Annotated in this window: 3 protein-coding genes; 2 read left to right on the top strand and 1 reads right to left on the bottom strand. The window is 60.7% G+C overall.

Annotated elements, in window-relative coordinates:
• Together L3X40_RS22025 and L3X40_RS22030 are read left to right on the top strand one after the other, a co-directional pair.
• Positions 1-183: hypothetical protein (locus tag L3X40_RS22025; protein WP_237367458.1), on the top strand; the 183-nt coding region annotated here is incomplete at its 5' end.
• Positions 173-367: a hypothetical protein gene (locus L3X40_RS22030; protein WP_237367459.1), complete on the top strand. Its 195-nt coding sequence runs from the start codon at positions 173-175 to the stop codon at positions 365-367. The genes L3X40_RS22025 and L3X40_RS22030, both read left to right, overlap by 11 nt.
• 102 nt (positions 368-469) lie before the next feature.
• On the opposite strand, the gene L3X40_RS22035 is transcribed toward L3X40_RS22030, so the two are convergent.
• The gene (locus tag L3X40_RS22035; protein WP_237367460.1) at positions 470-646 is read right to left on the bottom strand and encodes a DUF2958 domain-containing protein; all 177 of its coding nucleotides are present in this window, start codon (positions 644-646) and stop codon (positions 470-472) included.
• Positions 647-763 lie beyond the last annotated feature (117 nt).

Raw genomic sequence — 763 nt, forward strand, 5'->3', positions numbered from 1 at the left:
CTTCTGGGGTGCTTTGGCCATGGTGCATTCTCCATGACGGGCCGCCGCGAGACTCTCTCCCGGCTGCAAGCCCGTCATGAAGGCCCCGGCCTTCCTCTTCCTCTCGCGCCCGCCACAGGCGGGCGATCATCGGTCTTTGGTGTTGCTAGTCCGGCCGTGCTATTGATGCACCATGGTCAATGATCTGGACGACATCAGGGCACAGGCCGATTGCCCGGTCTGCGGGCGGGAATTCAGCGTCAGCTATCGGACGTTGCGGCTCGAGCGCACGGTCGAGTGCCCAGGCTGCGGCGAAACCATCCGGCCGATCGACGACACGCCGATCGGTATGGTCCAGCGCCTGATCGACGAGACTGATGGGAAATAGTTCAATCAGGATCTGGCCAGTCTCGACGTATTTCCAGCAGATTTGACGCGGTTGCGTGCTGTCTCCAGATAGACTGTAGGTCTCACGTCTCATAGCAGCGAGTCATTCGCCTCCATTGAAGGCGGTCGCAGCCCTGTGGAGGATGCGTTCACCCTCGACCAGCGAACCGGTGCGGGAGGCCGCCTCGGCATAGACCGGGAGCGGAAACCTGCCCTCGAACAGGATGTCACGCTCGATGCCGAGGCCGAAGGGAAGCCGGATCGATTCCAACTCCTCCAATGCAAAGCTCCCCAGTTCCTGACAACCAAAGCCGAGATCTGCTAGTCACCTGAATCCGAAGTTCGCTTCATTGTTTTCTGGCAGAAGCGTTTGACGGCGGCGAGGATCTCGTCGGCG

The sequence above is a fragment of the Rhizorhapis sp. SPR117 genome (genome assembly GCF_021742065.1).

What these genes read in the sequence shown, in the direction of transcription:
- L3X40_RS22030 (WP_237367459.1), top strand. Translation starts at nt 173, where the DNA reads ATGGTCAATGATCTGGACGACATCAGGGCACAGGCCGATTGCCCGGTC.